Source organism: Paraburkholderia sp. J10-1 (genome assembly GCF_905220165.1).
Classification (GTDB): domain Bacteria; phylum Pseudomonadota; class Gammaproteobacteria; order Burkholderiales; family Burkholderiaceae; genus Paraburkholderia.
In genome coordinates this window covers 165,703-192,104 of sequence record NZ_CAJMYW010000009.1, presented here as the reverse complement: position 1 = coordinate 192,104, position 26,402 = coordinate 165,703, and the positions used below count along the sequence as shown (strand labels likewise).

Here is a 26,402-nt window from a genome sequence, read left to right as displayed (position 1 = left end):
GAAGCTCAACGCTGGGTGGCGAGCGTTGACGGGAGTATGGGCGTCGCGATTCGTGGAATAAAGTAGGGGCGCGTAGTCGCTTTGTCTCTCCGGAAGCGACAATCGCTATGTGCCGATTTTGTGCCGGTTATGTGCCGATTATCAGCTCGCCATGGCCGGCCGCCGGAGCGCGGCGGCACCTTCGTATGCGCCCGAAGCGGTCACCGGCGTCGTAACTGGAGGTTGCGTAGCCTGTTTGCGAAGCAGGTGACAGGCGTCGAATTGCTGTTCGATCCACTCGACGAAGACGCGCACGTGCGGCGAGAGATGGCGGCTCTGCGGATAGACGGCCCAGATCGGCAAGGGCCATGGGCGCCAACGCTCCAGTACTTCGACGAGATCGCCGGCACGCAGATGCCTTGACGCGAGGAAGTGAGGAAGCTGGATCAGTCCGAGCCCCTGCAATCCGCATTGGAGATAGGCGTCTGCATCGTTGACGGCGAGCTTCGACTGCACGGGCACGCGTACCGGTTTGCTTTCCAGCACGAAATCCATCTCGACGATGCGCCCGGTCCGGCCCGACACGTAGTTGACGGCGGCGTGCGCTTGCAGATCGGCCAATGTCTGCGGCTTGCCGTGTTGCGCAACATAAGCGGGGCTTGCGACGGTCACGAATCCGGTTGCGCCAATGCGTTTCGCAACGAGCGCCGAGTCGGGCAAGTAACCCATGCGGATCGCACAGTCCACGCCTTCCTGCACGAGATCGGCGGGTTTGTCGCTCACGCCGAGCATCAGGTCGATGTCGGGATACCGCGCGTGAAATTCGTGCAGTGCGGGAACGACGACGAGTCGGCTGAGCGAGCCCGGGATGTCGACCTTCAGCTTGCCGCGCGGCGAAATCAGCGTGGAAAAGGAGGCCTCCGAGTCTTCGACTTCCGCGAGAATCCGCACGCAGCGTTCGTAGTAGGCCGCGCCGTCGGGCGTCACGCGAACGCGCCGGGTCGTGCGATTGAGCAAGCGGACCTTCAGCCAGGACTCAAGCTGCTGAATATAAGTGGTGACGGAGGAGCGCGGCATCTGTAGCGAATCGGCCGCGGCGGAAAAGCTGTTGCACTCCACCACGCGGGTGAAGACGCGCATCGCCTGAAATTTGTCCATGGTTTATCGTCATGCTTCGAAAAGCGGCTTACTTTTCGTTCAAACAAACCTGGCGTTCGGAAGGCGATTCGGTCGTACCCGGAACCTCGTCCGGCATCGCTGCGAGGATCGACTCGACATACGCATCGGTGAGTTGCCAGGTTGCGAGCGTGGCCTCGAGACGGAAGAGATATTCGGCATTGGTGCCGAATTTTCCCGAGGCGCTGCCGATGAGGGGCGCCACGGTGTTCACGGTCGAGTCCGCCCGGAACTGTGTGCTGGACTCGTCCGCGACGAATACGATTGCTGGCGTTGCGGCGCCGTTGGCGAGTTGCACCGGCGCCCATATCGGCCGGTATGAGCCCAACACCATTTCGCGAATCCAGACGCGCCGCAGATCCTCGTCGAGCGTGGCTGTCTGCAGTTGAAATGCGAGGCCGTGGGTCGTGCCGTCGCGGCGCAGCGCGAGCATTCGGCCTGGTTTCGCGCTAGTCGCGCGGCCGATCGTCATGTCGAGACAAAAGCTGCGCTGCCATCCGGCGAGCGTCGCGACCCGGCGTGCTTCGAATTCGATCATCGGATTCCACATCAGCGAACCGTAGGCGAATATCCACACGCGTTCTACGTGAGATGGTTTCGCTCGCAGCGTGTGTTGTAGCGACGCGTCGATCTGCTCCAGCGTCCACAGCCCGGCTATCGATTCGAAATGCTGGAAGTAGCTGCCTGAGTCGATTGCGTCTTTGGTAAGCATGTCCGTCGCCTGATGAGTGTGCCTTGCGGCAGGCGGCGGTACGTCGAGACCACGGCCTTCCCTGTGAATGAGCGACAGTATGGCCGGTGCGGCTGAACCGATAAACGACCTGAGGAGAGACGCTTTGTCCGCCCCGGCGCGACAATTCTGCTGGTTTGGCGAGTGGACCTTGGTGTGAGTGAGCCTGGCCATCATGGACTGACAACGCCTGTCCAAACGGGAATGCTGCGTGGCAGTTCCAGGCCCGGGGCGGACGACCACGTTTCATCTCTGAAGGAAAACTTAGCGGGGGAGAGCGGACGCTCGACTTTAGCGGTTGAAGTTCCGTTCCTGGCCGAACCCGGGGGTAGAAGGCGACGATCCGAGGCGCCGTCAACTTGAACTTCCGTTGACATCCCTTTCAATCATTCCGGCTGGTGAAGTCTGGTTGGCTGTGCACGAGCCTACACCGGCCGCTCAGCTACTATGCGATCCGCGGCGATGGAGGCCGAGGGCCGATCGGGTGACCATATGTCAGTTGTTGAATTTGGCGTGCAGGCCGCGTGCGTGACATGCCGTCGCAACTGTCATGGGGATCGATGCGTAGAGAGCACGACAGTGCAGACGCAGGCGCCGTGAATGCGCCACCGCGCGCTCATACGAGGTCAAGCCTCGCGCCCATTTCCACTACGCGATTAGGCGGCACCGCCAGATGTGTGGTCGCATCTAGTTCGTTTTTGCGCAGCAGAATGAACAGACTCAACAGCAAACGCCGCCCGATGTTCAGCTCCGGACGTACGGTGAGCGTCTCTCGCCCAAGGTAAAACGAGGTGGTCATGGCGTCATACGTGTCCCGTCCGGCTCTCTGGAAAGCTTGCTTGAGCAGGTCTGGCGCGTCGAGCGACTCCATATAGCCGTAGCGACCCACAATGCGAACGAAGCCCTGGTCGAAGCATTTCACGTCAAACCGTTCTTCCTGGGGAACGCGCGGAATTTCCTCGGTCAGCAAGGTGAGTAGAACCACCTGCTGGTGGAGTACCTGAGTGTGCTTCAGGTGATGCAGCAGGGTCGTAGGCACCGAGTCGCCGGCTGCCATCAGAAACACAGCCGTACCGGAAACCCTGTATGGCGCGTCATTCGAGAGACTCGAAATAAAGGCCTTGAGCGGCAAACCCGAATCCCCCCGTGAACGGCGCATGGCCCGCAGCCCGACCAGCCAGGAACGCGCAGAACGCGAACTACCTGCGGATCTACATGGCGCATCTGCGCCAGAAGCTCGAAGGGGACCCGGCCCGCCCCGAGCATATTGTTACGGAGAGCGGAGTGGGGTATTGCCTGGTCGGCGTCGGGTGAACCGCGGAACGCCGGGCGAACACGCTGCACGTATCCGTCCATATTGACGACATTTTTATACGTTGCGTTTGAAGTTTTACGTCATCCAGGTGATGTCCGTGTTTCAATGAAACTGAAGTGCTACGACTCGTAGTGACTGGAGATTGGTGTGCTGAAACTGCTTATTCCTGTGCTGGGTGCCAGAGGGGCAACCGAAGCGGCGCGTCACGGCGCGTTCCTGTTCGCCGAACGATGCGTGTCCGAGGTTGAGATCATCGAAGTGCTCGATGACGTGGCGCAAGGTCGTGCCGTCGCGTTTCATTCGCCGTCGGAACTGCACAGACGGGAGAAGCAGGCAGCGCTCGACGCGCTCATGCAGACGCGGGCGATTCTGGATGATGCTGGCGTCCCGTATACATGGAAACGCGTGTTTGGGCCACCGGAGCGGACAATCGCGCAATACGCAGCGAAAGGGCACGCGGATATCGTGGTGCTCGACGCAAGTCACCTTGGTTTCTTTCACAGGTGGACAGTCCTCGCCAGGCTTTGGCGCCTGACTTCAACACCCGTCACGATGCTCCACTGACATCTGCACCACGCTCTTGCAGCGTTAAACGATTCGCAGTCTGCGCAGCAGTGTTGTCATCGTCGTGCCTTGGACGAAAATGGAAAAGGCGACCACGGCAAAGGACACCGTCACGATCTCCTCGCGACGAGGCACTCCGGCTGGCGATCCCATCGCGAGGGCCAAAGCCAGCGCACCTCGCATTCCGCCCCAGAACAGCACGTGTTGATGCCGCGCTTCGATGCGCAGGGATGAGCGCGAGAAAAGCATGCAACACGGGTAAACAGCCACAGCACGGGCTAACATCACGACTACCACGGCGATGCCGATCGATACCCACACCGTTTCGTACGTCCTCTGGGCCTGCTGAATTCCAATGAAGAGGAAGATGAATGAGTTCGCGGCAAATACCGCGTATTCAAGCACATTCTCGACGGCCTCCCGGCCCCTCTTCGTCATTGGATTGACCGCGTTGCGCGTCCCCATCACGAGGCCCGCAACCAGCGTCGCGAGCACCCCGGACAGGTGAAGGTTCTCGGCAAGCAGAAACGAGCCATAGGACGCGATCATTGCAAACGCTATCTCGACGAGGTGATCATCGGTGCGGTGTAGCAGCGACAGCACCACGTTGCCAATCAGCAGGCCGCAAAACAGCGAACCGAGGAGGACTACGCCGGAGATCCTCAGCACGTCGAGCGGGTGAACTTGCGCGCCCCCAACAAATGCCAGCACAACCCGAAAGCCTGCGGCTGCGGTCCCATCATTGAAGAGGCTTTCCGCCTCCATCAGATGCCTGAAGCGGCCGGCCACTCCGGCTTCCCTGAATGTTGCAAGAACAGAGACCGGATCGGTGGCGGCGATCAGCATGCCGAACAGCAGGCCGGAAATCCATTCCCAGTGCAAAAGGTAACGCATACCGATTGCCGTCACGCCGGCCGACACGAGAACTCCGACGATAGCTAACGTCTGCACCACGGCGAAGTCTCTGCGAATTTCGCCCCAGCGCATGTGAAACGCCGCTTCGAAAATGAGTGGTGGCAGCAGAACGTTGTAGATGAAATCCTCGTTGAGGGGGATATCGGGAAATCTGGAAGATGCCAGGAAAGAGAGGGCAATTCCAGCGACAACCAGCCCAACGCTATACGGCATGTGTAAGCGCCGCACAAGCATGGCCACCAAAGCCGAAACGAGCAACAGCACTTCAAAGAGGCCGACATTGAAGTCCATCCGGACTGCTCCGGTCAAGGAAAAGCAGTGAGCTTCGCGGCGGCTGGATCGATCTCGCCGGCGCATGCGGTTGCTGTGCGGGTCCCGCAATGTGTTCGCAACGCTGTTATCAGATCATACGTAGGTCCAGGCCGCGCTTGCTACTTGCGCAGGCGGCGACGACACATTGTGCCCCTTGTGTTCAACTTAAGGGCATGTGGATCGCCGTCGGCACGGGTTGCGATCGGTGTTCATCGTGCAGGGGAGTCGTCGCGCTCTGCCTCGATCGCCATGGCTGACGGAATGCCCGTTCGTTGTCGAAGAGCACCCGTCTGTACGTCTGAGGGGGGCGCCAATGCCTCTCAATGGCCCGCGAGGCGCCGCGCGCCTTTGCTCCTGAGCCAACCGAACGGCGCTCACCAGGCTGAGACACGTGTCGCACGGGCGGGATGATGATAACGGGGGCGGGCCTGTCAGCTAGTCTGAACGGCGTTTTAACAGGCGAACCGAGCCGTGTGAAAAGAGGTAGCATGAAGGCGTTATCGAGTGCCAGGCTCATTCGCGCCTGAGCGTGTAACGTCTCCCTGGTAAGGCGGTCTTGCCATGATCCTGTATCACACCGAGCCCGATTCCCCGGTCGTCGAAATTTCCGTCGAAGGAAAGATCACCGACCACAATCTGCGCGAAGCCATAGAGCATCTGCGTGGCGATCTCGAAATGAACGGCAAGACCCGCGTGCTCGAACGCATCGAGCATTTCACCGGTATCGAGCCGAAGGCGCTGTGGACCGATATAACACTTGGCGTTTCCGTGGCCCGCAAGGTCACGCGCGCCGCCGTGGTGGCAGATGCGGGTTGGATCCGCGCTTCGATGCATCTGGCGCGCTTCTTTACGAAGGCGGAAGTCAAGGCGTTCCATGTCAACGAGTTGGAGCAGGCGCGCATCTGGATCAACACCTGAGCGCTGCCTGGCGATTCTCGCAGCAGTCCGGCTGCCCGTCAGAGCCCGTGCGCCTCTAATCGACGGCGGATTCAACCGGTCGATGCAACGATTTGGTTAAATCGCTCAGCCGGCGTGTCGAAGTTTAGTGTTTTTCGGGGACGTTCGTTGAGCCGCTCTGTCCACGGCACGTCGGTTGCTGGAAGCAAACGCAAGTCGCGGAGCAGGCATCTGATACGCAGGACAAGAGGAGGCTAGTGAGTGCAGCCCGAGACGGTGGAACTGATCGCAGCAGCCCTGCAACGAGCGGCACGCAGCCGCACGTTGATCTCCTATCCCCGATTCCACCGGTTTTTCGAGCCCGAGGATTCCCTCCCGAGCCGATATGCAGCGCTCGCCGAAGCCTTGCGGCATCTGGGTGACTGGCCTTGCGTTGATTACGGTGCGCTGATCGCGCGCGACAACGGCCTGCCCGGTGATGACTTCTTCGACCGCATTCGCAGAAACCGTCCCGATGACTATGCAGCTGGGGGACCAACACCTCTCGCCAGTCGCTCAAACGCAAGCGCAAACTTGTCGCCAGCGAGCGCGAGCGCGTCTATGAGCACGTGCAATCGGCTTCGCGGGTCGACAGCTCGACAGGAAGCATGTGGCGCAGCCGTCTACCATTTGTCCATGTGGCGGCCGGCACCAGCGGCACCACGGACCGGATGCACGCCATCACAGGCAAAAAATACCCGCGCGAGCGCGGGCGGCAGGTAAGGAGACCGAGGGCACCGGAGACACCCTCTTCGGCAACTCTAGCGCGCGCCGCGTCGGCGCACACCTATCCTTTCGGACAGGGCGAACGCGCCCCGGGATGGCCCGGTGTATTCTCGGTCCCAAAAGCCACGAGGGACATTGCCATCCATGACTGAGCGCACCGGCTTTCGGATCATCGAACACCCGCCGCGAGATGGCAGCGAGCATCTGCGCGCCGTCCATGAGGTCCGCTACGACGAGCACGGGCGGCCCGTCAGCTTCGTCGGTATCCCGGTCGAGATTGCATGGCTGGTTCATGACGGCGACGAAGCGGGCGTCGCCCTACTTGAGCGGGTGCGCCAAGCGTTCAATCTCCCGGTCCTCAAGGTTTCTGACTTCCCACGTACCCCACCGAACGAAAAAAAGCCCGCCTGATCGCGAGCCGAATACCACCGCGGATGTTTTGCCGCAGCCGCGCGATTCGTTTCCGAACACCATTTTTTAGGTAGCCAGGGCTAAATCATGTTCGATGTCGCGGAGGAATGGACTCGTTACGCGGTTGAATGGCTCCGGCTTCTGGTGGAGGGCTTGGGCGCGGGAGTCATTTTCGTTGGCCTTCTGGTCTCCCTGCGTGAGCTTGCCGCCCAGTGGCTGGAAAAGCGACTGGACGATTTCAACGCCGTTCGTCTTACCTTTGCCCGGTACCTGGCCACGGCCCTGGAGTTCCAACTCGCCGCCGATATCCTGTCCACCACTGTTTCGCCCTCCTGGGACCAGTTAGGGAAGCTCGCCGTGGTGGCCGTGATCCGGACAGCCCTCAACTATTTTCTGGGCCGGGAAATCCGCGATGGGCGCGAGCAACCCCGTTGGAATGCATGAAGTTCGGAGTAGAACAAAGCATCTGCTTCTCGAAGTACATCCGACATTCACTCAGTTCATAAATTGGCGGCGCGAGTTTCCGGAACTGGCCCGACTGTACTCATTCACAGAAACTGCTCGAAAGCTGCCCTCAGGCGTCTTATCGACCGATGGGTGCGGAATCGAAGAACTGGTGCACTCGACCAGGAGCGGGCTCTCGACAACCAACGAGAATCGTTGACGTTCCCGATCCTGATTCGCCATGCGCGAGGAGCGTATGGAGGGAACGCCTTCGACACCGTTCGACCGGTCCGCTCCGGTTCAAGAGGCGGCGTGGCCGGCGTTTGAGCTTGCATCTCCAGCCGTCGAAGCTCTCTGACGTCACACACCTATTCGTTCACCAATGCCGTTTGGCGCGCGAGAAGCGCGTGTGCGAGCCGGCCCAGGCGGCGGACTCCGTCTTCCATGCGGTCGTCCCAGGCATGCCCGGCGCTCAGGCGCAGGCAGTTGCGAAAGCGCCGGCTCGCAGAAAAGACGTCGCCGGGTGCGAAGCAAATTCCTTGCTCGAGCGCCTCGTCGAAGAGCGCACGCGAATCGAAGCGTCTCGGCAACTCGAGCCACAGTACAAATCCACCTGCAGGCCGGCTGACTTTCGTGTCAGATGGGAAGCTTTCCTCGATCGCTCGAGTCATGCGCGCAAGGTTTTCTTCGAAGATTCTGCGGATGCCGCGAAGGTGCGAATCGTAGGCGCCACTCTCGAGGAAGTCCGCGAGCGCGACCTGGGGCAAGACCGGGCTGCAGAGACTGAACGCGAGCTTGCGCTCCATGACTTGCTGCGTGTAGGCGCCCGCCGCAATCCACCCGACCCGGTATCCGGGCGCAAGCGATTTCGAGAATGAGCTGCAGTAGATCGTATTGGCTCCGCCGTCGAGCGCGATAAACGGCTTCGGCCGCTCGCGACCGAAGTAGATGTCGCCGTAGACGTCGTCTTCGATGAGCGGGACGGCATGTCGAGAGAGCACGGTGAGGAGCGCACGTTTGTCCGCCTCGGCCATCGTTGCGCCGAGCGGATTGTTGAAGCTCGATGACAGCAAACAGGCCGCCACGGGTTCTGTATCGAGCAGGCGTGCGAGCGCACTGACATCGATGCCGCGCGTCGGGTGAGTCGGCAGCTCGAAAGCCTTCAGGCCGAGCATTTCAATGGTGTAAAGGAATCCGAAGTAAGTTGGCGACTCAATCGCGATCGTGTCCCCGCGACTGGCGACAGCCGAAAGCGCGAGCGCGAGCGCCTCGGTGCAGCCGCAAGTCACAAGCACGTCGTCGGGGGAGAGTGCGTGCCCGACGCGCATCGCGCGCTTTGCGATCTCGCGGCGCAGACGCGGCTCGCCGTGCGGCGAGCAATAGGTGTTGTAGCGCGTACCGTGCTGCCGCGCGGCGCGAGCGAGCGAGAGGTCGAGCCGCTTCGATTGCAGCAGAGCGGTGTCGGGGACGGCGCAGCCAAGCGGAACGAGCGTCGAGTTCGATGCGTGCTCGAGCAGCGTTGCAACGGCTCCGCTGATCGAAACGGTCGACGCCCTGGCACGCGGCCGCGACGCCGACGGCAATGCGAGGGCGCCGCGGCGCGCGGCCGCGACGTAGAAGCCCGACTGAGGACGCGCGACAAGTAAACCACGATCTTCGAGCAGACGATACGCCTGCAGTGCCGTCGAGATGCTGATGTGATGTTGCTCGCTGACCGCACGCACGGAGGGCAGGCGCATGCCAGGCGCCAGTGCGCCATTGTCGATCATGCCGACGATAAGCTCGGCCAACTGCTCGTAACGATAAGGCGTATGCGTGTCCACGGGAGCACTCGTGACCTGGGAACTCCCATTATCTAGCCGCGCCTTCCGGTTCGCCAAGCAAAACTGTGATGGTCCAACTCGCAGAAAATTGTGGCTGTTGTGGTCGGCTGCGCGGCGCTACGATGCGCCTATTCCAGTTGCGACCGAAGGAGCCCCGATGTCTGCCCCCAATAGTTCCCTGCGACCGGGCCTGAACGCGGCCGAGACCCTGCGGGGATGCTCGCCCGCAACAACCCCAAACGAATCGGCAAACTCAGAGTGGCGCGGCCGATTTCCCTACAACGAGATCATCTCCCTGCTCGATGTGAATCGACCGCTTAACCTTGCGGAGAGCACGTCGCAGGATCTGACGGTGGGCGAACTCCTGGATCTGGCAGGACCCGATCGCATCCGGGAACTGAAACTCGGCTACTCCAGGTCCGCAGGGGCAATCGAACTCCGTGAAGCCATTGCAGACGTCTGCAAGGTCCCGGCGGAGCAGATCATCACGACGCAGGGCACCGCGCTCGCGCTCTTCCTTCTCGCGTTCGAAGTCTGCCGGCCGGGTGACGAAGCCGTGCTCGCGACACCGTGCTTTCCGCCGAGTCGCGACAGCCTGCTCGGTGTCGGCGTCAACGTCCGCGAGGTTCGCCTGTCGTTCGAGAGTGGCTATCGGCTGGACCTGGAGCAGATCGAGGCGAACCTGTCGACAAAGACGCGCCTCGTCAGCATCGCTTCACCACAGAATCCGAGCGGCGTTCAGGTGACGCGCGCGGATATCGAGAAGCTTCTTGCCGCGATGGAAAAGCATGCCCCGGAAGCGATACTTTTCATCGACGAAACCTACCGCGAAGCCACCTATGGCGAACGTGCCGCGCTCGACAGTTTTGCCGCGTTCGATCCGCGCATCGTCACCGGTGCATCGGTCTCCAAGGCGCTCGGTGCGCCGGGTTTGCGGACTGGCTGGCTCACGGTCGCAGACGCCGATCTTCGCGCACGTCTGACCGTCGCCAAGATGAATACCGTTATCTCGGGTTCGGTACTCGATGAGACGCTCGCCGCGGTGCTGCTGCGCCACCGGGACGGTGTACTCGCGCCGCGACGTCGGCTGCTTGCCGGCGCACTCGAGGAACTGGCGGCCTGGTGCGCGGGCGAACACAAACGTATCGAGTGGGTGCGGCCGGATGCCGGTGCGTTGTGCTGCCTGCGTCTGCGGTCCGACGTATTCGACGATGGGGCCGTCGCGCGGTTCTGGGACGGTTTACCCGACTACGACCTCCAGCTTGCATCGGGCGCATGGTTTGGTGAAAGCAGTCGGGTGTTCCGGCTTGGTTTTGGTTACCTGCCGCCCGAGCGCCTGGGCTGCGCACTGTCTGCGCTCTCGTCGGCGCTGGACTCGGTTGCAGCGTGACAACCCGGGGACGTTGCAATGAAGCTGGTTCGATTTGGGCAGTCCGGCGAGGAGCGGCCGGGAATTCTCGATGCCACTGGTCTGGTTACGCAATGCCAATCTGGCACTGGGTGATCGGCACTTTCACCCCTTAATACGCGGAGTGGAGCCATGAAGGTCAGAGTCGCCTATATCGAAGAACCTCCTTTTTACGGGACCGGTAAAGACGGGGTTCCGACAGGTGCAGACATTGAACTGGCCGAAGTCGTGCTTCGGGCGATCGGTGTCTCGGCCATCGAATATCAGCTGACCTCGTTCGGCGAGTTTCTGTCCGGTGTGCAGGAAGGTCGCTGGGACATGAACGTCCCCATTTTTGCGACTGCCGAGCGTGCGCAGCATGTCGCGTTCAGCGTACCCGTCTGGACACTGGGCGATGGATTCATCGTGCACCGCGGCAATCCGAAAGCGCTGACCAGCTATGCGGCGGTGGCTGCACGAAGCGACGCGCGGCTGGGGTTGATTCCCGGGCAAATACAGTTCGACGCGGCCAAATCGGCGGGTGTGAGCAATAGCCAGATCGTAACCTTCACCGATCAGCCGGACGCGATCGCCGCTTTGCTTGCAGGAACGATCGACGCGTTCGCGGCTACGGCAGTGGGGAACCGCGCTGCGGCCAGCACCAACCAGGAACTCGAAGCGGTTGCACACGCGGCAAACAAGGTTGGCAGCTCACCTGTTGGCGCTTTCTCGTTCAGCAAGAGCAATCACAGTCTTCTGCGGGCTGTGAATGACGAACTGCGCAGGTATCTTGGGTCGGCCGATCACCGCGCCCGCATGGAGAAATACGGCATCACTCACACCGAAATCGACGGTGTGGTGACGGGCAGTCATTCATAGCGGTTATCCGCTGCATTTCTGCGCGCGCCTGCCTCGCGAAGGCGGCGAGCAAGTTGAACAGAGGCCAGCATGAAGCGAGCTTACAAGGTAGTAGACGTCTTCACATCGCGCCCCCTTCGCGGTAATCCAGTGGCCGTGATACTCGATGCGCAAGGGTTGAGTACCGATGAGATGCAGGCCATCGCCGGGTGGACGAATCTCTCGGAAACGACCTTTGTGCTCCCGCCTACGACAGATGCGGCGGACTATCGGCTACGTATCTTTACGCCGCGCAGCGAGCTTCCCTTCGCAGGGCATCCGACATTGGGGAGTGCTCACGCCGTACTCGAAGCGAACCGTGTTGCGCTTCGTGCGGGCGGCCGTCTGGTGCAGCAATGCGACGCTGGTCTGGTTGAACTGACGGTGGAGGAGCAGGGCGGCGATCGCATTCTCACGTTCGCGCTTCCTTCTTCGAAGTTGCGGCCGCTGCTAACGCATGACATTGCAGAGCTGGAAGACATTCTTGGCTGCAAGGTGTCAGTGCAAAGCGACCCGGCCATCGTCGACGTCGGCCCCGTCTGGGTGATCGCGCGGTTGGACGATGCAAACGCGGTGCTAGATCTGCGGCCCGATTTCACGCGATTGGCTCAATTCGAGCGTCTTCTCGGCGCCACGGGCGTAACGGTGTTCGGCGCACACGTGGATGGCGACCCGGCAATAGAAGTGCGTACGTTTGCGCCATCCTGCGGCGTTGAAGAAGATCCTGTCTGCGGGAGCGGCAACGCTAGCGTGGCTGCGTTCCTGTGGGCGCGTGGTCTGTTACCGCCCGGTGGGACGGACTATGTCGCGACCCAGGGCCGTTGCGTCGGCCGGGACGGGCGCGTCGACGTGAGTGTGGATGCGAGCGGCAAGGTGCGTGTCGGCGGCGCTTGCGTGACGTGCATGGAAGGTTCGCTGATGTTCTAAGGAACCCGGCGTGCCGGCACCGCGAAGCGGTGCCGGACGTCATTGTTGCAGACAGCAAAAAATACGGCCGGAGGCCCTTTGACGTGAACGTTCCCGCATTCCACACAGACTCATCGTTTGGCTTTATTCCCGTGACCAATCCGTTCGATGGTGTCGAAGTCGGGATCGTCGCGAACATTCCACCGGAAGGTGCGCAGTTGCTGATTGAGGCTGCCAGGGAGGGCGCGCGTGTTTGCAGGAACCTGTCCCGCCATGAACGCGCCCGCGTGCTCGAGAACTGCGCGTTGCTGGTGGAGCGTGACAAGGACGCTTTTGCCGATCTCATTGTCGCCGAAGCCGGCAAGACGATCCGTCAGGCGAAGAAGGAAGTACTTCGCTGCATCAACACGCTCAAGTTGTCTGCTGACGAAGCGCGTCGCAGTGCGGGTGAAGTCGTGCCGTTCGACGCGTACGCGGGATCGGAGAACCGCCAGGGATGGTTCACCCGCGAACCTCTCGGCATCATCGTGGCCATTACGCCCTATAACGATCCGCTCAACCTGGCAGCACACAAGCTGGGGCCGGCGATTGCCGGCGGCAACGGCGTCGTGATCAAACCATCCGAGCTGACACCTCTTTCAACGATCAAGCTCGTCAACTATCTGATGGCCGCGGGCATGCCGTCGAACGTTGTGTCGGTTGCGACGGGGCGCGCAGCACTTGGGGAGGCACTCGTCTCCTCCAGGGACGTGAGAATGGTCTCCTTTACCGGCGGCTTTTCGACGGGCGAGAAAATCGCCAGATCCGCCGGGTTGAAAAAGCTGGCAATGGATCTGGGAGGCAATGCACCCGTTATCGTTCTGGCTGACTGCGACCTCGATGACGCTGTGAATGCGTGTGTTTCAGGAGCGTATTGGGCTGCGGGCCAGAACTGTATCGGCACCCAGCGGATCCTGATCGAGTCTTCCATTTACGAGGCGTTCAAGGAGCGGTTCGTTGCCGCCACTGAAGCTCTGAAGGCAGGGGACCCCACACAGCGCGACACCGACGTCGGGCCCATGATCACGACACAGGCGGCCTTGCGGACGAAAGGCATCGTGGATGCGGCGATCGGGCAGGGCGCGAAATTGCTGTGCGGTAATACCTGTGCCGGCGCGGTCTACGCGCCGACTGTGCTGGAAGACGTCAGCTTCGCATGCGAACTCTGGACACAGGAGATCTTCAGTCCGGTTGTCGTGCTTCAGCGCATCGATACGCTGGAAGAGGCGCTCACGCTTGCCAACGGTCCCGAGTACAGCCTCCATGCGGGCATCTTCACGAGTAACCTGCACGCTGCACTTAGGGCGGCTAACAGCCTCGAGGCGGGTGGCGTCATGATCAACGACTCGTCGGACTACCGGTTTGACGCCATGCCGTTCGGGGGTTTCAAGTACGGCAGCCTCGGCCGGGAAGGCGTGCGTTTCGCGTACGAAGAGATGACCCAGCCGAAGGTTGTTTGCATCCGGAGAACGGTCTAGTCGATCCATGCAGCTGGATTGAAAAGTGATTGAGGAACGTAGCCCATGACAACCAGAGACACACAGCGACGCCCCGACAAGGACGACCCGGCGAGCCTGGCCTTCGACAGCCAGGCAGTCCATGGCGGCAATCTCACCGACACCACCGCAGGGGCAATCCGGACGCCTATTGTCATGGCGAATTCGTACCGATTGTCCGATGACCCGACCTCACTCGACTGGTCGGATGCGCAAACGCTGTTTTATACACGCAACCGGAGCTATAACCAGCTTTGTCTCGAACGCAAGCTGGCAGCGATGGAGCGCGGTGAAGATGCGGTTGTCTTTAGCACGGGTGTCGCGGCGTTACATGCGATCTTCTTCACGTTTCTGAAGAGTGGCGATCATGTCGTAGTCAGCGACGTGACGTATGAGGCTGTCTGGCGTCTTTTCAGCGAACTGCTTCCGGAACGTTACGGGATTGAAGCGACCTTTGTTGACATCAGCGACATCGGGGCAGTGCGTAAAGCCGTTCGCCCAAACACGAAGCTGATCCATGCCGAGACCATTGCCAACCCGACCACGAAAGTGGCGGACGTCGGAGCGGTTGCGGCAATCGCGCGTGAGGCCGGCGCCATGCTGTCGATCGACGCCACGTTCACGCCGCCGCCCATGTTTCGGGGACTCGAGCACGGCGTCGATTTCGTTGTTCACTCGCTGACGAAGTACATCAATGGACATGGCGATGCGATGGGTGGCGCCGTCATCGGACGCGCAGAGCTGATCGGCCGGTTGAAGAGCGATGCCCTCGTCGATGTGGGTGGATCGATTTCGCCTTTCAATGCGTGGCTGATCACACGCGGCTCGGTGACTTTGCCGTTGCGGCTGGCAAGGCATATGTCCACCGCGCAGAGGGTCGCGGAAGTCCTCGAACGGGATCCGCGCGTGGCCTTTGTCACGTTCCCCGGATTGCCCTCTCATCCACAGCATGAACTTGCTTCGCGCCAGTTTGGCGGGACGGGGTATGGCGCAGTCATGGCGTTCGCCGTCAAAGGAGAGCCTGAGGTGCAAAATCGCTTCGTGGCCAACTTACGCCTCATTACCTCTGCCGTATCGCTGGGTCATGATGAGTCGCTGATCGTCCACGTCGGCAAAGCAGGGCGTGGCGGCTCGGAGCACTATCCAGCCGAATTTCGCACATACGGTCACCTGCGACTGTCGATTGGTCTTGAAGACCCTGCCGATCTGATCGCGGACATCGAGGCCGCGCTCGACGAAACCTTCGCCTGATAGATCTGGCATTGCTGTACGTCTCATCATGATCCAGCCACAGTCACTCCGGTATTTTGCCGAGGTCGCCCGCACCGGATCATTACGGCAGGCGTCGGAAGCATTCTTTGTCGCGCCGAGTGCGATCAGTAAGCAGATCAGCAACCTTGAGAAAGAACTGGGTGCCACGCTATTCGACAGGTCGCCGCGCGGCGCAATACTTACCGCCGCCGGCCAGCTGTTACTCGACTACGTGACCGCCAACACACGAAACGTCGAAAAGCTGCGTGCCGCCATGGACGACCTGAGTTCGTTGCGCCATGGTGTGGTTCGGGTTGCCCTGGTCGAGGCCGCCGTGCAGAGCTTCATACCAGCTCTGATCACGGAGTTTTCGGGGGCGCACCCCGGCATCGCCGTACATCTGGACGTCTGCGGCACCGCGCAGATCGTCGACGCGCTCGTTGGTCAGCGCGCCGAAATCGGAATGGCTTTTAACGTCCTCAATCGCGACGATATCAAGCTTCACGGGCGCTCGGTCCAGCCGCTGCAGATGATTTGCGGGCCGGAGCATCGGCTGGCCGGCAAAACATCCGTGTCGATGTCCGAACTGGCTGACGCGAGGATTGCGTTGCCGACGCGGACATTCGGTATCCGCTATCTGATCGAACGGGCTGCGGAGCGAGCGAAAGTCGAGCTTCACGTTGCGTTTGAAGCGAATTCGCTGCAGGCCATCAAGAACATCGTCGGGCAATCAGACACAGTGAGCTTCATGCCACCGCTTACTCTGGTGCAAGAAATAGACCGCAGATGGTTGCGGGCGATACCACTGGACGATCCCGATTCGCGGTCGGCGACAATTGACGTAATTACCTCGCGCGGGCGACAGCTGTCCGTCGCCGCGCAGCGTTTTCTCGAGCTCCTGCTTCGGCGCCTCAGGGCATCTGGTTGACTCCATGGGTACGATGCGGTGTTCTGTTTTCGTGAGCACTGCCTTGCCTCCGAACGCCTTCCTCAGAAAATCGACTTCGCGTCTAATGCGGACATTGTGCGGTCCCAAACCTGGGCGCCGCAGACTGAGTGAGGAAAGCGATGAACGTGGGATTGATCGGATGTGGTGCCATTGGCAGCCTGGTCTATGATCTGCTGAGTCGGGATACCACTGGCGTATACGTGAAGGCGGTCTTTGAGCGGCCCGAATCACACGATGCGGCTCGCAAGGCGACCGGAGCCGACGTACGGATCGTCGGTTGCATTAAGGACTTCCTCGACAGCGAGCTCGATCTTGTCGTCGAATGCGCTGGCCACGTCGCGTTGCGCGATCTGGGGCCATCCGTTCTTTCAGCGGGTCACGATCTACTGATTGCCTCGGTAGGCGCATTGGCGGACCCCTCGCTCGAATCGTCACTGGTCGACGCAGCAACAACCGGGCGGTCCCGTTTGCGGATCCCCTCCGGCGCATTGGGTGGACTTGATGCACTGGCCACGGCGAGACTCGCCGGTCTGCGCGACGTGAGATATGAATCACACAAGGCGCCGAACGCCTGGCTCGGTACGCCGGCCGAGGAATGGGTCGGGCTGGATGAGATCGATTGCCCGACCATCGTCTACGAGGGCACGGCCCGGGAGGCGGCACGCCTCTTTCCGAAGAACGCCAACGTGGCAGCAGCAGTAGCGTTGGCCGGCATTGGCTTCGAGAAGACCCGAGTCGTCCTTCATGCCGACCCTCAGGCAACCGGCAATACTCACCGTATCAAGGCCGAAGGCGAATTCGGTCACATCGACATTTCTGTCACCGGTAGAACGCTCCCTGGCAATCCCAAAACGTCGATGCTGGCGCCATACAGCCTCGTGCGCGCGATTGCGAATCTCAACCAGACCCTGGTAGTGGCCTAGCCGGCGAATCATTTGCGACAGAATTTTGCGTCGCCTGGCTTTTTGAACTAAGGATTGCTTATGAATATCGTTGCCAATGCAGAATCCATGAAATCTGATGTTGTGCGCAGCCCCTACGATCGCACGGTAGTCGGCCATATGCCGGTTGCTGATGCCGCAGCGGTCGAGAGATCCATCGTGCGCGCCCAAGCCGCGTTTGAAGTCATGCGCAATATGCCCAGGTTTGTACGCGCGGATATTCTGCAACGCGCAGCGGATTTGATCGACGCCCGTCGCGATGAGTTTATTCGGACCATTGCGGCGGAATCGGGGAAACCTCGATACGATGCGCGAGGCGAAGTATCGCGCGGCATCTTCAATCTGCGCAACGCGGCAGCCGAAGCGCGGCGTAGTCACGGTGAGGAAGTCCCGCTCGATACGGACGCGAGCGTCTTCGAGTATCAGACGACCGATTCGAGCGGCAAGCCCACAACATTGACCAGTCTTGATCTCGACCGGCTGACCGGAATGCGTCGCCGCGTAGGTATCGCAAGACGATTTCCCATCGGGCTCGTTCTCGCAATCTCGCCTTTCAACTTTCCACTCAATCTTGTGCTGCACAAGGTGGCTCCGGCGATCGCGGTGGGAAACGCCGTGCTCTTGAAGCCGGCGCCGCAGACGCCGCTGACCAGCCTTCTGCTTCAACAGGTCATGCGCGATGCCGGTTTGCCCGAAGGTGCTCTGGAGGTATGTCATTGCAGCATTCCACTTGCGGAATCGATGGTGCGTGACGAGCGCTTCGCGATGGTGACATTCACGGGAAGCGCCAAAGTTGGCTGGCATATTAAGTCAATCGCGGGGCACAAGAAGGTGGCACTCGAGCTTGGCGGCAACGGGGCCGTGATCGTAGCGGAAGACGCTGATTTGGATCTCGCTGCGGCCCGCTGTGTTCGGGGCGGGATGGTGTTCGGCGGCCAGTATTGCATCGGTGTGCAGCGCATTCTCGTGCACGAAAACGTGCGGGCGCCATTCGAGGCCAAACTGCTGGAGCGGGTGCGCGCGTGCCGGGTCGGGGATCCCATGCAGGAAGGTATCGACGTCGGCCCGGTGATCGACGAGAGGTCGGCCGTGCGCATCCAGAGCTGGATAGACGCGGCACAGGCGGAGGGGGCTAGCCTGCTGGCCGGCGGTCCTCGCGTCGGGGCAGTTGTGCAGCCGACGGTACTGACGGGCACGAGGCCAGGAATGATGGTGGAGGACGAGGAAATCTTTGGACCTGTACTTACGCTCAACAGCTATCGAACCTTCGATGAAGCCCTGGATCGCGCGAACGATTCACGATATGGCCTGCAGGGCGGCTTGTTCACGCGAGATCTGCAGCGCGCCTTCCTCGCACTGGAGAAATGGGATGTCGGTGGATTGATGATTAACGATGTGCCGATCTACCGCATTGACAACATGCCGTTCGGCGGCTGGAAGGAGTCGGGCACAGGGCGTGAGGGCACGCGGTACGCGATGGACGAGATGTCGGAAATCAAGCTGCTCGTGATCAATTATTCATGACGCGTGATCGCGCGTTTCGCAGGTCGAGCGCGAAACGCGCCTCCCCCATCCTATTTGAGGATTCGACATGTCGACGTCTTCCCTGAATGCTCCGACTGGTGAATTCGAGGTCGGAACCCAGGTCGTACACAGCCTCTACCGGAAGCTCACGTGGCGGTTTGCGCCGTTTCTGTGCCTGTGCTTCTTCGCTGCGTTTCTGGACCGTGTGAATGTGGGCATTGCCAAGCTGCAGATGCTCGATTCCCTCGGGTTCAGCAACACGGCCTATGGGCTCGGTGCCGGCCTGTTCTTCGTGGGCTACATCCTCTTCGAGGTACCGAGCAACCTGATCCTCGAGAAGGTGGGTGCGCGGTTTTGGATCGCCCGAATCATGGTCACGTGGGGTCTCCTGTCCGGGGCGACAATGTTCGTGAAGACGCCCGGGCAATTCTATGTCGTGCGCTTCCTGCTGGGTGTTGCGGAGGCCGGCTTTCTCCCCGGTGTCCTGCTCTATCTCACGCATTGGTTTCCTGATGCGCGAAGAGGCCGGATCGTCGCATTGTTCATGGTCGGTCTGCCGATGGCGAGTCTGTTTGGTGCGCCACTATCGGGCTGGATCCTGGCGTCCCTTGACGGTGCGCACGGTCTGCAAGGTTGGCAATGGCTTTTCATGCTTGAGGCTGTGCCTTCCGTCCTGCTGGGTGTGCTCGTGTACTTGTTCCTGCCTCGGACACATCAGAGCGCGAGCTTTCTTACTGCTGCCGAGCTTACACAACTGGAGCAGGATATCCGAACCGATCGCGAGGAAAAGAAAGGACACCGTCTGGGTCAGGCTTTCAGCGATCCGAAGGTATGGGCGGTGGGTTACCTCGATCTTTGTGTGCTCCTTTGCTTCTATTCGATCAGTTTCTGGATGCCCACCATGCTGCACGAAGCAGGTGTCAGGAGTTCAAGCGAGATCGGCTTGCTGATGGCGCTCCCCAATGCGCTGGCTGTTGTCCTGGTACTGGCAAACGGGATCAGTTCCGACCGGTTCCGGGAGCGTCGATGGCATATCGCAGTGCCGTTTCTATGTTCGGCGTTTGGTCTGATAGCCAGCGCGTATTTCCCGGGAAATGTGGCTGCGATAGTTATTCTTCTCACAGTGGCGAACGCAGGAGCCGCGGCGGCCATGCCGGTGATATGGGCCCTTCCGTCTACCTTTCTTCAAGGCACCGCAGCGGCAGCCGGCATTGCGTTCGCGTGCTCGATCGCAAACCTTGGAGGCTTTGCGAGTACATATTTCCTTGGCTGGCTGAAGGACCTGACCCATAGCATGGGTACGGGCGTGGTCACATTCGGCGTCAGCCTGCTCCTTGGATGCGCGGTGGCATTGGCGATGCCGAAGCGAACGGTCAATCGGTGAGCACATTGCTCGAGCTTGTTCGAGCTCGATCCTATTGGCGTCGCGATACAAACGATGGGGGCGCCCTTCTGCACTGCACGGCATACGTCGAGAAGGGCCGACGTGGGTGAAGGCACGCAGAAGGCAACTCGTCGCCTGGGCACCCGGCGGTACTGCGAAGCTTTCGGCGGCGTTCGCACGCGTGCGGGATTTCCAGCTCCAAGACGAGCCCGCGCCGCAGTGCAGCCGATGTCTGGGAGAGGATTGCATGAGGCTATTTGGAGGGTCTGTGATCCGGACGCCCGCTGCGTTGCTAAGCGACAAACTCCCAGAGGAGGGCAGATAGCTTCGGCGCGAATGCGAACGAAATATATGTCCACCTGTCGCTATTTCTCGAGCGGTGATAGGTATCGGGGAGGAACGGAGATCCCGCGACGTCAATCGATGACAGATCATCGGAGGTCGCTTGACGTTGAGATGCCTCCGGAAAGCTTCGAGCAGGGTCGTTAGTGCGTGCTGCGCGCACGGCGGCAATCAACAATTAGGACTGAGTTCCGGGGCTGTAAAAGTAAAAGCCGTCGCTAGTGCTGTTTTGTTCGGCATGGCGTAGGTGACCGCATGCCCTGGCGGAAGGACCACGCCCGCCGGTCCAGGGAATCCGGTTTTCGCCCGGTCAGGCCAGGCGCCACGTTCGACAATGCACAGGCGCCGAACCTGCAGCATGCCGGATTTGCCGCACCGTGCGGTTGAGGTTTACGCGGCCACTTTCGTGGCGCCCGTATAAGAAATCGCCTCGCCCTCATTCATCAACGTCGTGCCAGTCTGGAAAAAGAGCAGCTCGCTGCCCCACCAGAAGTACGCGTAAGCGCGGCGCGTGCGGCCATTGTCCTGCGTGACCGCGAATTCGTAGGCGCTGCCGTTCAGCGTGCCATGCCGCACCTTCGTCCACTGGATCATGGGCTGACTCTTCATGATCCGGTAGTGCCAGGCCTGCACCCGTTTGCCGCTTCGCTTCACCATCCCGTGCCGGTCCTTCTCGTAGCCGACAAATTCGTTCAGATGCTTCGAGTCGCCCATTTGCTTTTGATCCGTTTCCGAGTTCGCGCGCTGACCGGGATGCCGCTCATAGGTGCGCCCCAACTCAGCAAGATAGTTTAATGCTGCTTGGAAAAGCGGCCCGGTGGCGGTCGTGCGGCAGCGGCGCGCATCGGCATTCCGGGTCCCTCGCAAGCCGCACTGTGGGGCTCGATGAGGCGTTCCTGCTCGACGGAAGAGAAGTGTTCATTTCGTGCAGCATTGGTATCGCGCTCTATCCGATCGACAGTGCGGATGCGAAGGATTTGCTCAGATACGCTGACTCGGCAATGTACCAGGCGAAGCGCTCAGGCAGGCGCGGCTTTCGCTTTTACACGAAGGAAATGACGATCGAGGCCACCGCGCGTCTGTTGCTGGAGTCGGAGTTGCGACGCGCGATCGATCAAGGTGAACTCGAATTGCACTACCAGCCTCAGGTTTTGCTCCAGGGTGCGGAGGTCATCGGGTCGGAAGCGCTGTTGAGATGGAAGCGTCCTGGCGAGGGGTTCATGCGCCCTGGGCAGTTCGTACCGCTAGCGGAAGAAACCGGCCTGATCGTCGATCTCGGGCGATGGGTGCTTCGCGAGGCCTGTCTCGCGGCCGCCGAATGGAATGCCGAGGGTGGTGTGCGGCACAAAGTGTCGATCAATCTGTCGGCCAGACAGTTTCAGTCGGGCGATCTGGTGCTGGTGATTAAAGACATCCTCGAGGAAACAGGCTGCCGACCGCAGTGGCTCGAGTTCGAGATTACCGAAAGTCTCCTGCTGGCGGAGAACGACTCGGTCATGAGTGCGCTGCTGGCATTCGAGGACATGGGACTATCGATCGCCATCGACGACTTTGGGACTGGCTATTCCGCGCTCAGCTATTTGACCCGATTTCCCATTGATACGCTCAAGATCGATCGTACGTTCATTCAGAGGTCACGTCCGACCGGCGTCATGCGGAGCTCGTGAAGGCGATCCTCTCTATCGCACGTTGCCTTGGGCAGCGGGTCGTTGCTGAAGGCGTCGAGACGATCGAGCAGGCTGCGTTCCTCGATGCGCACGGTTGCGAGGTCGCACAAGGTTTTCTCTACAGCAAGCCGCTGCCGAAGACTGAGATTGCGTCGCTTCCCCGTTATCTCAGCGTCGCGTACAACCGCAACTCATAGCGGCGCTCGGAATCGACATTGCCGCAATGTGACGCCGGAGTCTTCATTGGATAATAAATGCGCGTTTCGTTGCGTTTCTGATCTATTCTCGAATGGATGGCAAGGTCGAAACGTTGTGCACCAATCCGATTTTTCAGTGTTCATCAGGTGTCCCGATGGTGAATCCAGATGGTGCACCGCTAGCCATCGCATGCCCAATGCTCGCTAATCGATGAAGGAGAGCGTCGTTAGCAAACAGGCTGTGTCAATTGGCGAGATCGCAACGAAAAATAAGGGCAGACGCTATGGGCAGCGCCCAGTGCAGGCGCGTGCAGTGTACGGGAATGTTCGAACCTGGTAGCGTACTGCGGGACAACACCCATGGAGCAAGTGATGGCAATCAAACCGCAATGGCGATCGCTGTTAGCTCTGAGCCTCCTGCCTCTGTCAATGCTGGGCAATGTCGCGCACGCACAGACCATCCCCATTGTCACGGGGCAGCAGTGGATGGCGTCCTCGGAAGATCAAAAGAAAGCGTATCTCGTCGGCATCGCCAATCTGCTCGAGATCGAGCGTGCCTACGCCGGCAATAGTGCGAGCAGCAGCGATATCTCGCTGCGTTTCGGCAAGGGCATGCAAGGCCAGACGCTCGACAGCGTGCGTCAGGGACTGGACAACTATTACGCGTCGAATCCTGCAATGATCCAGCACCCGGTGATTGAAACCCTCTGGTTTCAGATGGTCTTGCCCGGCCTGAACAAGAGTCAGTGAGGATGCCGATCATGAAACGCTTTGGATGGTTCGTTGGTATGGGAACCCTGGTCGCGATCATCGGCTGCACGGATATGACTCCTCGTCAACAGGGCACGATGAGCGGCGCAGCGATCGGGGCGGCTGGCGGCGCGGGCATTGCGGCGATCGCAGGTGGCAATGCGTGGACCGGCGCGATTATCGGCGGTGTCGCGGGCGGCGTGGCCGGGAATATACACGGTGGTCATCAGTGACGTTGCCGGCTGGGTTGGCGCTCGCGGCACCGGTAGGGCTGTGAGCGCCAACACGCAGCGTCAAGGGCAGGAACTCATGTTAAAGAACCTTGCGCGCATTCAGGCTCCTGTCACGCGAACGGCGTGCAAGTGCGGTGTTCGTCGCGGTCGGCACTACGGCATTCAGGATCGCGCGTCGGGCATTGTCTGGACGATCAATGCATAGAGGTCGTCGAGATTGTCTTCGCACTCGAGACTCTCGAATGGATCGCGATTCGCGCCGAATGCCTCGTCGATCTCCACCCAGTCGGCTACGGTCAGATAGCGCTGCGCGCGAGGCAGAATGATGGTCTCTTCAAGCTGCTGGTGTTTGGCGTAGAAGTCTGCATAGGCTGTCACGTCGGACCGAAGCGCAGATAAAGCGCTGGCACCCTCCAGTTCAAACCGCGTGAGCGCGCGTTCGAGTGCCTGGATACGCTGCTCGCCTTCCTCGTGCTGATGCCCAAGCTCCTCGATCGTGGCGTCCAGTTCGTCAGTTCGCTCGCGAAGCCGTGCGAGCAGATAGCACTCTTCCTTCGGATGATGAATCTGCTCGGGGAACTCGTGGATGTAATAGAGCATCGCGCGGATGAGTATCGGGCCGGATGAGTCGGCATTGGACGCTATGCGATCGATCACCCGAAGCATGCCGTTTACAACGCTCCTAAGGCGCCTGTGTTCGCTCAATATGACTTGTATCGCGCTGCGTCGCGTGGCGGGTTCCATGGCAGGCTCCGTGACAGGCACGGCCAACCGGGTGGGAATGCGAAGTTAAGGGCGCCGGGACGGCGCCTCGTGGTCGGCCTCAAGTTGTTCACTATGGAACGGGGGCTGCAGGAAGCATTGATCTTTATCAATCTGTACGCGGCCCGCACGCCACAGCGTTCTCGTTCGCCGCACACCGCGGGCGGCGATCCGCTGCATGAGTCAGTTCGTCTAACGGAGATGGGAATAGATCTGGTTCGCAATCGACGCAGCGGCGATCACGCCACCCATCATGGCCCCCGTTACACCGGGGCTCGTGACGTCCTGTCCGGCGAGAAACAGTCGCGGAATGGGTGTGCGGACATTCAAACTCTCCGAAAGGAATCGCCGAGGACTGACTTCGAGCCCGTAGCTTGCGCCTCGATACGCTCCCGAATAGGCCGCCAGGCTCAACGGGGTGGAGACCTCATGAAACGCCACCATCGGCGCCAGTTCGGGGAAATGGCGCGCGAACTGTGCAAGCAGGCTCTGCTCGATCACCGCCTTCAATGCCGCGTATTCGCCTGGTCTGTCTTGCAGCGTGGAATGGGACCAGCGCGCGAATGGCTCCCAGTCGGTGAGCGCAACGACCTCCGCCGTGTGCCGTTGATGGCCGCGAGAAGGGCTCTCCGGATCTTTCAGCGAGGGGAAAGAGACGAATAGCACGGGAGCAGACGTGGCCTGATCTGAAATTCGCCAGACGCCATCGCTCGTCCCCCAGCTTTCGTGGAACCAGTAGTTCGATGCCGATGCCCCATGCGTGCCGATATCTCCTTCGAGCCCGAGGTACAGCGTGACGTGACAGACCGAGGGCTGGAAAGAGCGTATTTCTTTCGCCCAGGCACTCTGCTGCAGTTCTTCCGGCAACAAGCCAACCGTATTGTGCGCACCGATATCAGAGAAGATCGCCTGGGCTTGCAAAACGGTTCCATCATCGAGCACCACGCCTGTTGCCTCTCCGTCCTCGATGCGCAGCGCCTCCACTCGGGTATCGAGCTTGATCGCGCCGCCAGCCTGTTCGATGATGGGCACCAGCGTGTCGGCGAAGACTTTTGCGCCGCCCACCGGATACCATGCCCCGTTCAGGTAGTGGTTCATCACGACAGCATGTATGCCGAAGCTGGTTTTTGCCGGGTCCGTGCCGCCGTGGTCTCCTTGTTGCGCGAGAAGGACGGCGCGCAGTCGCGGATCGCTCACGAGACCGGCGAGTACGTCAGCGGTGGTGCGGCCCCACCAGTTGTGAATCGCGCGACTGTGCCAGAGTCCATAAACATCACCAAGCAATCCCGATAGTGCTCTGCGTGTGAAGAGGGCTCTTCCTGCATGGACGGCCTCATCGAGTGCGGCGAAAAACGCGTCGATCTCTGCTGTGCAAGCGGGGAATCGGGATTTCAGTTCACCCTCGAGCGCAGCCCTTGGGCGTGTAAACGGCACCGTGAAATTGTCGGGGAAATGGACGATATCGTAGGCGTTGCCTAGCGGCGCGAACGTCATGGCCCCGCCGGTAAGCCAGTCGAGCACGCTGCGCGCCTCGCCTTCGGGACCCATCTCGCCAAGATAATGAAGACCTACGTCCCACTGAAAGCCGTCGCGGCTGAATGACTGGGTCAGGCCACCGGCGACGTGCTGCCGTTCCAGCACCAGGGCGGCACATCGCGCCAGGGCGGCGGCGCAAGCCAGGCCGCCGATTCCCGAACCAATGACGATCACGTCAAAGCGATTCCAGCTTGATGACATGTTGCTCTCCGTCACGGGCCGAGGCGAGGCACGCTGCCACCCTTCAAGCCAGTATCGGAACGCTATGTCGGATTAGGACTGAAACGATTGATTCATGTCAATTCACGCCAGCGATCGTGCTGGCGAAAGATGAGAGTATCCAGTCGCGGATCAGTTTGCAGACCAACAGCGTGAGAAGGACTTGCACGGCACGAGCCGGATTGCGGATGCACGCATCGATCTGGTCACTCTTCGCTTGCCCGACCACACCAGAGGCAGAGATGTTCGCAATTGTTGGTGAGCAATCGGTAGTTTTGTTCGCCGAGGCGCGATACCGCGCGGCGAGCTACCTCGAGCCCCGTGTATTGCGCGTGGGGGTGCGAAACGACCTGGAACCCGGATTCCGCCGAAAACTGTTCGATTGAAACCGCCTCGACCGGGCCACGTCCAATATGGCTCGAAAGGCCGGCGTAGTGAATAACTCGGCCGCTCCCGATGTAGATGCCGTGATGCGTATAGCCCGGACGCTTCGTGACGAGGTGAGCGCCGACTGACAGATCGCGCGTGGATGCGCTGACTGCGAAGCTGGACTGTTCGTGCTGGCTCATGACTCGCTCCCGGGCACTGCGG

Annotated in this window: 24 protein-coding genes and 2 pseudogenes; 17 read left to right on the top strand and 9 right to left on the bottom strand. The window is 60.5% G+C overall.

Translation table 11 applies throughout. The annotated features are described in order from the left end of the window. Positions 1 to 141 precede the first annotated feature (141 nt). From U5A65_RS26230 to U5A65_RS26220, 3 genes are all read right to left on the bottom strand, one after another. Positions 142 to 1,137 carry a LysR family transcriptional regulator gene (locus U5A65_RS26230; protein WP_321948271.1) on the bottom strand — a complete coding sequence of 332 codons (996 nt, stop codon included), beginning with the start codon at positions 1,135 to 1,137 and terminating at the stop codon, positions 142 to 144. A 28-nt stretch (positions 1,138 to 1,165) separates the two neighbouring features. Beyond that, the gene (locus U5A65_RS26225) at positions 1,166 to 1,867 is read right to left on the bottom strand and encodes a gamma-glutamylcyclotransferase (protein ID WP_321948269.1); all 702 of its coding nucleotides are present in this window, start codon (positions 1,865 to 1,867) and stop codon (positions 1,166 to 1,168) included. 634 nt (positions 1,868 to 2,501) lie between these two features. Further along, positions 2,502 to 3,017, bottom strand: coding sequence for a KUP/HAK/KT family potassium transporter (locus tag U5A65_RS26220; RefSeq protein ID WP_321948267.1), 516 nt, complete (start codon positions 3,015 to 3,017; stop codon positions 2,502 to 2,504). A 65-nt stretch (positions 3,018 to 3,082) separates the two neighbouring features. On the opposite strand from U5A65_RS26220, the pseudogene U5A65_RS26215 reads away from it, so the two are divergent. Both U5A65_RS26215 and U5A65_RS26210 read left to right on the top strand, forming a co-directional pair. After that, a pseudogene (locus U5A65_RS26215) lies at positions 3,083 to 3,199 on the top strand (winged helix-turn-helix domain-containing protein); the annotation flags it as partial. A gap of 148 nt (positions 3,200 to 3,347) precedes the next feature. Next, positions 3,348 to 3,764 (top strand): universal stress protein, encoded by a 417-nt coding sequence (locus tag U5A65_RS26210; RefSeq protein WP_321948265.1) that lies wholly within the window; start codon positions 3,348 to 3,350, stop codon positions 3,762 to 3,764. Between the two features lie 24 nt (positions 3,765 to 3,788). On the opposite strand, the gene U5A65_RS26205 is transcribed toward U5A65_RS26210, so the two are convergent. Continuing rightward, positions 3,789 to 4,970 carry a sodium:proton antiporter gene (locus tag U5A65_RS26205; RefSeq protein ID WP_321948263.1) on the bottom strand — a complete coding sequence of 394 codons (1,182 nt, stop codon included), beginning with the start codon at positions 4,968 to 4,970 and terminating at the stop codon, positions 3,789 to 3,791. Between the two features lie 582 nt (positions 4,971 to 5,552). Between U5A65_RS26205 and U5A65_RS26200 the strand changes: the two genes are divergently transcribed. The 3 genes from U5A65_RS26200 (at position 5,553) to U5A65_RS26190 (ending at position 7,508) form a co-directional block, all read left to right on the top strand. Beyond that, on the top strand, positions 5,553 to 5,909 hold the full coding sequence (locus tag U5A65_RS26200; RefSeq protein WP_321948261.1) for an STAS/SEC14 domain-containing protein: 357 nt from the start codon (positions 5,553 to 5,555) through the stop codon (positions 5,907 to 5,909). A gap of 888 nt (positions 5,910 to 6,797) precedes the next feature. Beyond that, complete coding sequence (locus U5A65_RS26195) at positions 6,798 to 7,064, top strand: hypothetical protein (protein WP_321948259.1); 267 nt, start codon at positions 6,798 to 6,800, stop codon at positions 7,062 to 7,064. Positions 7,065 to 7,151: 87 nt separating this feature from the next. Further along, entirely contained in the window at positions 7,152 to 7,508 is a 357-nt protein-coding gene (locus tag U5A65_RS26190; protein ID WP_321948257.1) for a DUF1622 domain-containing protein, read from the top strand. Positions 7,509 to 7,876: 368 nt separating this feature from the next. On the opposite strand, the gene U5A65_RS26185 is transcribed toward U5A65_RS26190, so the two are convergent. Then, positions 7,877 to 9,331, bottom strand: coding sequence for a PLP-dependent aminotransferase family protein (locus U5A65_RS26185; protein WP_321948255.1), 1,455 nt, complete (start codon positions 9,329 to 9,331; stop codon positions 7,877 to 7,879). A gap of 157 nt (positions 9,332 to 9,488) precedes the next feature. On the opposite strand from U5A65_RS26185, the gene U5A65_RS26180 reads away from it, so the two are divergent. The 9 genes from U5A65_RS26180 to U5A65_RS26140 all read left to right on the top strand — a co-directional run bounded on the left by U5A65_RS26180 (position 9,489) and on the right by U5A65_RS26140 (position 20,105). Continuing rightward, on the top strand, positions 9,489 to 10,721 hold the full coding sequence (locus tag U5A65_RS26180; protein ID WP_321948253.1) for a pyridoxal phosphate-dependent aminotransferase: 1,233 nt from the start codon (positions 9,489 to 9,491) through the stop codon (positions 10,719 to 10,721). 150 nt (positions 10,722 to 10,871) lie between these two features. Beyond that, positions 10,872 to 11,597, top strand: coding sequence for a transporter substrate-binding domain-containing protein (locus tag U5A65_RS26175; RefSeq protein WP_321948252.1), 726 nt, complete (start codon positions 10,872 to 10,874; stop codon positions 11,595 to 11,597). A 69-nt stretch (positions 11,598 to 11,666) separates the two neighbouring features. After that, positions 11,667 to 12,542, top strand: a complete 876-nt coding sequence (locus U5A65_RS26170) for a PhzF family phenazine biosynthesis protein (protein WP_321948251.1) — start codon at positions 11,667 to 11,669, stop codon at positions 12,540 to 12,542. Positions 12,543 to 12,625: 83 nt separating this feature from the next. Then, entirely contained in the window at positions 12,626 to 14,038 is a 1,413-nt protein-coding gene (locus tag U5A65_RS26165) for an aldehyde dehydrogenase family protein (RefSeq protein WP_321948250.1), read from the top strand. Positions 14,039 to 14,083: 45 nt separating this feature from the next. Beyond that, positions 14,084 to 15,307, top strand: coding sequence for an aminotransferase class I/II-fold pyridoxal phosphate-dependent enzyme (locus U5A65_RS26160; RefSeq protein ID WP_321948248.1), 1,224 nt, complete (start codon positions 14,084 to 14,086; stop codon positions 15,305 to 15,307). A 28-nt stretch (positions 15,308 to 15,335) separates the two neighbouring features. Further along, complete coding sequence (locus tag U5A65_RS26155) at positions 15,336 to 16,235, top strand: LysR family transcriptional regulator (protein WP_321948247.1); 900 nt, start codon at positions 15,336 to 15,338, stop codon at positions 16,233 to 16,235. A 140-nt stretch (positions 16,236 to 16,375) separates the two neighbouring features. Continuing rightward, positions 16,376 to 17,179, top strand: a complete 804-nt coding sequence (locus U5A65_RS26150; protein WP_321948245.1) for an aspartate dehydrogenase — start codon at positions 16,376 to 16,378, stop codon at positions 17,177 to 17,179. Positions 17,180 to 17,239: 60 nt separating this feature from the next. Then, entirely contained in the window at positions 17,240 to 18,721 is a 1,482-nt protein-coding gene (locus U5A65_RS26145; protein ID WP_321948243.1) for an aldehyde dehydrogenase family protein, read from the top strand. 67 nt (positions 18,722 to 18,788) lie between these two features. Continuing rightward, positions 18,789 to 20,105, top strand: a complete 1,317-nt coding sequence (locus U5A65_RS26140; protein WP_321948241.1) for an MFS transporter — start codon at positions 18,789 to 18,791, stop codon at positions 20,103 to 20,105. 732 nt (positions 20,106 to 20,837) lie between these two features. Here U5A65_RS26140 and U5A65_RS26135 read toward each other — a convergent pair. Beyond that, the gene (locus tag U5A65_RS26135) at positions 20,838 to 21,161 is read right to left on the bottom strand and encodes a hypothetical protein (RefSeq protein ID WP_321948239.1); all 324 of its coding nucleotides are present in this window, start codon (positions 21,159 to 21,161) and stop codon (positions 20,838 to 20,840) included. An 80-nt stretch (positions 21,162 to 21,241) separates the two neighbouring features. Here U5A65_RS26135 and U5A65_RS26130 point away from each other — a divergent pair. From U5A65_RS26130 to U5A65_RS26115, 3 genes and pseudogenes are all read left to right on the top strand, one after another. Then, positions 21,242 to 22,311, top strand: a pseudogene (locus tag U5A65_RS26130) (putative bifunctional diguanylate cyclase/phosphodiesterase). A 372-nt stretch (positions 22,312 to 22,683) separates the two neighbouring features. Beyond that, a complete protein-coding gene (locus tag U5A65_RS26120; RefSeq protein WP_321948233.1) occupies positions 22,684 to 23,061 on the top strand; it encodes a hypothetical protein in 378 nt (125 codons plus the stop codon). A gap of 11 nt (positions 23,062 to 23,072) precedes the next feature. Then, positions 23,073 to 23,294, top strand: coding sequence for a hypothetical protein (locus U5A65_RS26115; protein WP_321948232.1), 222 nt, complete (start codon positions 23,073 to 23,075; stop codon positions 23,292 to 23,294). A 162-nt stretch (positions 23,295 to 23,456) separates the two neighbouring features. Here U5A65_RS26115 and U5A65_RS26110 read toward each other — a convergent pair whose 3' ends face one another. The 3 genes from U5A65_RS26110 to U5A65_RS26100 form a co-directional block, all read right to left on the bottom strand. Beyond that, entirely contained in the window at positions 23,457 to 24,038 is a 582-nt protein-coding gene (locus U5A65_RS26110; RefSeq protein ID WP_321948230.1) for a hemerythrin domain-containing protein, read from the bottom strand. 210 nt (positions 24,039 to 24,248) lie between these two features. Next, on the bottom strand, positions 24,249 to 25,793 hold the full coding sequence (locus tag U5A65_RS26105) for an NAD(P)/FAD-dependent oxidoreductase (protein ID WP_321948228.1): 1,545 nt from the start codon (positions 25,791 to 25,793) through the stop codon (positions 24,249 to 24,251). 224 nt (positions 25,794 to 26,017) lie between these two features. Next, a complete protein-coding gene (locus U5A65_RS26100) occupies positions 26,018 to 26,380 on the bottom strand; it encodes a lecithin retinol acyltransferase family protein (RefSeq protein WP_321948226.1) in 363 nt (120 codons plus the stop codon). Between the last annotated feature and the right edge of the window lie 22 nt (positions 26,381 to 26,402).

Coding starts and splice junctions, on each gene's coding strand:
- U5A65_RS26230 (WP_321948271.1), bottom strand. CDS start 1,137: ATGGACAAATTTCAGGCGATGCGCGTCTTCACCCGCGTGGTGGAGTGC.
- U5A65_RS26225 (WP_321948269.1), bottom strand. CDS start 1,867: ATGCTTACCAAAGACGCAATCGACTCAGGCAGCTACTTCCAGCATTTC.
- U5A65_RS26205 (WP_321948263.1), bottom strand. CDS start 4,970: ATGGACTTCAATGTCGGCCTCTTTGAAGTGCTGTTGCTCGTTTCGGCT.
- U5A65_RS26200 (WP_321948261.1), top strand. CDS start 5,553: ATGATCCTGTATCACACCGAGCCCGATTCCCCGGTCGTCGAAATTTCC.
- U5A65_RS26195 (WP_321948259.1), top strand. CDS start 6,798: ATGACTGAGCGCACCGGCTTTCGGATCATCGAACACCCGCCGCGAGAT.
- U5A65_RS26190 (WP_321948257.1), top strand. CDS start 7,152: ATGTTCGATGTCGCGGAGGAATGGACTCGTTACGCGGTTGAATGGCTC.
- U5A65_RS26180 (WP_321948253.1), top strand. CDS start 9,489: ATGTCTGCCCCCAATAGTTCCCTGCGACCGGGCCTGAACGCGGCCGAG.
- U5A65_RS26175 (WP_321948252.1), top strand. CDS start 10,872: ATGAAGGTCAGAGTCGCCTATATCGAAGAACCTCCTTTTTACGGGACC.
- U5A65_RS26170 (WP_321948251.1), top strand. CDS start 11,667: ATGAAGCGAGCTTACAAGGTAGTAGACGTCTTCACATCGCGCCCCCTT.
- U5A65_RS26160 (WP_321948248.1), top strand. CDS start 14,084: ATGACAACCAGAGACACACAGCGACGCCCCGACAAGGACGACCCGGCG.
- U5A65_RS26155 (WP_321948247.1), top strand. CDS start 15,336: ATGATCCAGCCACAGTCACTCCGGTATTTTGCCGAGGTCGCCCGCACC.
- U5A65_RS26150 (WP_321948245.1), top strand. CDS start 16,376: ATGAACGTGGGATTGATCGGATGTGGTGCCATTGGCAGCCTGGTCTAT.
- U5A65_RS26145 (WP_321948243.1), top strand. CDS start 17,240: ATGAATATCGTTGCCAATGCAGAATCCATGAAATCTGATGTTGTGCGC.
- U5A65_RS26140 (WP_321948241.1), top strand. CDS start 18,789: ATGTCGACGTCTTCCCTGAATGCTCCGACTGGTGAATTCGAGGTCGGA.
- U5A65_RS26135 (WP_321948239.1), bottom strand. CDS start 21,161: ATGGGCGACTCGAAGCATCTGAACGAATTTGTCGGCTACGAGAAGGAC.
- U5A65_RS26120 (WP_321948233.1), top strand. CDS start 22,684: ATGGCAATCAAACCGCAATGGCGATCGCTGTTAGCTCTGAGCCTCCTG.
- U5A65_RS26115 (WP_321948232.1), top strand. CDS start 23,073: ATGAAACGCTTTGGATGGTTCGTTGGTATGGGAACCCTGGTCGCGATC.
- U5A65_RS26110 (WP_321948230.1), bottom strand. CDS start 24,038: ATGGAACCCGCCACGCGACGCAGCGCGATACAAGTCATATTGAGCGAA.
- U5A65_RS26105 (WP_321948228.1), bottom strand. CDS start 25,793: ATGTCATCAAGCTGGAATCGCTTTGACGTGATCGTCATTGGTTCGGGA.
- U5A65_RS26100 (WP_321948226.1), bottom strand. CDS start 26,380: ATGAGCCAGCACGAACAGTCCAGCTTCGCAGTCAGCGCATCCACGCGC.